At 66.1% G+C, this 3,191-nt stretch carries 5 protein-coding genes; 2 read left to right on the top strand and 3 right to left on the bottom strand.

The features are described from left to right. Positions 1-57 precede the first annotated feature (57 nt). The 3 genes from ald to AAFN89_RS20755 form a co-directional block, all read right to left on the bottom strand. Positions 58-1,176, bottom strand: a complete 1,119-nt coding sequence (gene ald, locus AAFN89_RS20765; protein ID WP_347541227.1) for an alanine dehydrogenase — start codon at positions 1,174-1,176, stop codon at positions 58-60. Between the two features lie 277 nt (positions 1,177-1,453). Then, positions 1,454-1,858: a type II toxin-antitoxin system VapC family toxin gene (locus tag AAFN89_RS20760; RefSeq protein ID WP_347541225.1), complete on the bottom strand. Its 405-nt coding sequence runs from the start codon at positions 1,856-1,858 to the stop codon at positions 1,454-1,456. Further along, on the bottom strand, positions 1,858-2,133 hold the full coding sequence (locus AAFN89_RS20755; protein ID WP_347541223.1) for a type II toxin-antitoxin system VapB family antitoxin: 276 nt from the start codon (positions 2,131-2,133) through the stop codon (positions 1,858-1,860). The genes AAFN89_RS20760 and AAFN89_RS20755 overlap by 1 nt, the downstream gene beginning before the upstream one ends. A 106-nt stretch (positions 2,134-2,239) precedes the next feature. Between AAFN89_RS20755 and AAFN89_RS20750 the strand changes: the two genes are divergently transcribed. After that, on the top strand, positions 2,240-2,590 hold the full coding sequence (locus AAFN89_RS20750) for a VOC family protein (RefSeq protein ID WP_347541221.1): 351 nt from the start codon (positions 2,240-2,242) through the stop codon (positions 2,588-2,590). 12 nt (positions 2,591-2,602) lie between these two features. Then, the gene (locus tag AAFN89_RS20745; RefSeq protein WP_347541219.1) at positions 2,603-3,142 is read left to right on the top strand and encodes a DUF1697 domain-containing protein; all 540 of its coding nucleotides are present in this window, start codon (positions 2,603-2,605) and stop codon (positions 3,140-3,142) included. Positions 3,143-3,191 lie beyond the last annotated feature (49 nt).

Here is a 3,191-nt window from a genome sequence, read left to right as displayed (position 1 = left end):
CTTGTGGGAGAGGGAGGGACCCGCGAAGCGGGAGGGTGAGGGGACTTTTACGCCCCCCTACAGCCCCAGCGCATCCTCCGCCGGCGTATAGGGCGTGCCCAGCGCCTCGGACACCTCCTTGTAGGTGACCTTCCCCTCATGCACGTTCAGCCCGCGCCGCAGATGGATGTCCTCGGCCAGCGCCCGGCGATAGCCCTTGTCGGCCAGCGCCAGCGCGAAGGGCAGGGTGGCGTTATTGAGCGCGACGGTGGATGTCCGCGCCACGCCGCCCGGCATGTTGGCGACGCAGTAATGCACCACGTCGTCGACCAGATAGGTCGGCTCGGCATGGGTCGTCGGTTTCGAGGTCTCGAAGCAGCCGCCCTGGTCGATGGCGACGTCCACCACCACCGAGCCGGGATTCATCCGGCCGATCATCTCCCGCGTCACCAGCTTGGGGGCCGACGCGCCGGGCACCAGCACGCCGCCGATCACCAGGTCCGCACCGGTCACATGCTCCTCGATCGCGTCGACGGTCGAATAGATCGTGTTCAGCATCGCGCCGAACTGCAGATCCAGCTCCTTCAGGCGCGGCAGCGACTTGTCGATCACGGTCACATGGGCCTCCATGCCCATCGCCATGCGCGCCGCGTTGGTGCCGACGACGCCGCCGCCCAGCACCACCACCTTCGCCGCCGGCACGCCCGGAACGCCGCCCAGCAGCACGCCGCGCCCGCCCTGGCTCTTCTCCAGGCAGTGCGCGCCGGCCTGGATCGACATGCGGCCGGCGACCTCGCTCATCGGCGCCAGCAGCGGCAGGCCGCCGCGCGCATCGGTCACCGTCTCGTAGGCGACGCAGACCGCGTCGGATTCCACCAGCAGCCGCGCCTGTTCGGGATCGGGCGCCAGATGCAGGTAGGTGAACAGGATCTGGCCCTCGCGCAGGCGGCGGCATTCCACCGGCTGCGGCTCCTTCACCTTCACCACCATGTCGGCGCGGGCGAATACGTCCTCGGCCGTCGGCACGATCTCCGCTCCGGCGGCGCGGTAGAGCTCGTCGCCGAAATCGATCGCGGCGCCGGCGCCGCTCTCGACGATCACCGAATGGCCATGATGGACAAGCTCGCGGACCGAACTCGGGGTCAGGCCGACCCGGTATTCGTGCGTCTTGATTTCCTTCGGCACGCCAACAAGCATGTTTCCCCCTGATCCGTTTGATCGTTGATCCGGCGGTTCCGGTAGCGTCCGCCGGCTGGCGCTTTCTTAGCCGAAACGCCGGCCGAAGAATATGGGGCGCGAGAAGGGGGAGGGCATTCCGGATGCAATGCGGACCCGCAAGCCGCCTTCCGTGGCATCTGCGGTCGAGGTTTCCGCAGAATGGATTATCTTCGGAATCGCGTGGGGAAGAGGTCAGAGACGCGCTTCAGCCTGCTTGTTTGCGGATCGTGTTGATAGCCGGTGATGGCGCTGTCGCTCAGCCTATGGTTTCAAGATCGGTCTGGCTGAATTCGCCGCCCGTCGCCAGGATCGGCACGCGATAATATTTCGCACAGGCATAGTGCAGGCAGTCACCAAGGTTCAGGCCGCGCCGGCCGGATCGATAGCGATGCGCGGCGGAGAGAGCGAGGCTGGTCGCCTCGGGGGCGGGCGGCAGGTCGCGCACCTCGATGTCGCGTTCTTCAAGAAAGTCGCGGATCAGCGGCTCGACCGCCTTGACGGAAAGATCGAATTTGTCCAGGCGGGCGAGCGCCAGCGCCGCTTCCAGCACGGCTATCGGCGATGTCATCGGCATGTCGGCGGAAGCCAGCGCCTTTGAAACGCGGCCCGCCTCCGGCTCATCGGAAAGCAGGGCGATAATCGCGCAGGCGTCGACGAACATCAGTCGTCCGCCCGTCCGGAATCATGGCCCCGCTCGTCGCCCCACAAATCGTCGAACACGGCGCCGGGTAGCGGTTTGCGAGCCCTTCCGGCAAGGACGATGTGGTGTTTCTCGCGCAGGCGCGCCGCCGTTTCCAGAGGCGTTTCCGCCGCGCGCCGCCGTGTGATGGCTTCCTTCATGGCGATGACGATAGCGTCCGTGATGCCGACGCCCGCCATCTCCGCGAATTTGCGCGTCAGCGCATCGGCTTCCGGATTGTTGACATTGATGGGCATGGCCGGCCTCAATGTAGATGTTTCAATGTAGAGATCTACATCAACACGTATTGCTCTTCAAGATGCCTTGTCGACGCTCCTGAAAAGAGAGAAGGATGGAAACAAGATGAAGGTCAAACGTATCGTCGCCAACATCGCGACGCAGGACGTCGAAGCCGCGCGCCGCTTCTATGGCGAATTGCTGGGGCTCGACCTCCTGATGGATTTCGGCTGGATCGCGACCTACGGCTCGGGAGAGACGATGTCCGTCCAGCTCAGCGTCATGTCCGAAGGCGGCTCCGGTACGCCCGTCCCCGATTTGTCGGTAGAGGTCGACGATCTCGACGCCGCGCTCGACCGGATGAAGGCGGCCGGCGTGCCCCTGGAATATGGCCCGGCGGAGGAGCCGTGGGGCGTCCGCCGCTTCTATGTGCGTGACCCGTTCGGCCGGCTGGTCAACATCCTCGTCCATCTCTGAGGCCGCTCCGCCATGACGACGTACGTAGCCCTTCTCTACAGCATCACCCTCGGGCAGGGACGGCGGGTGGTGATGGCGGACCTCCGCGCGATGGCGGTCGGCCTCGGCCTCCGCAACCCGCGCACCCTGATCGCCACCGGCAATCTGGTCTTCGAGGCGGAGGGGACGAATCCAGATGATCTCACCACCCGCCTTGAGACGGCGTTCGAGAAGAATTTCGGCCGCCATGTCGACATCATCGTCCGCGACGCCGCCGGCTGGCAAGCGCTGGTCGCCGGCAACCCGTTCCCGAAGGAATCCGAAACCGACGCCGGCCATGTCATCGCCCAGGTGATGCGCCGCCCCGTCGCGGCCGAAGCCGTCGCGGCGCTGGAGCCATACCTGGCGAACGGGGAGAAGATGAAGGCGGTGGGCGGCGACCTCTGGATCCATTTCGCCCGCGACATCGGCCATTCGAAGCTCGCCGCCGCCATCACCCCCAAACGCCTCGGCGCCCCCGGCACCGCCCGCAACTGGAACACGGTCCGCCGGCTGGGAGAGATGGTGGGGTGACCTTCGCCCTGAGGGGCGAGGCTCAGCGACTTCACCCTCTCCTGCTTGC

Source organism: Inquilinus sp. CAU 1745 (assembly GCF_039839375.1).
GTDB lineage: Bacteria > Pseudomonadota > Alphaproteobacteria > DSM-16000 > Inquilinaceae > JBDOQU01.
Note: the sequence above shows the minus strand (reverse complement) of the source record. Positions and strands in the feature narration are given on the sequence as shown.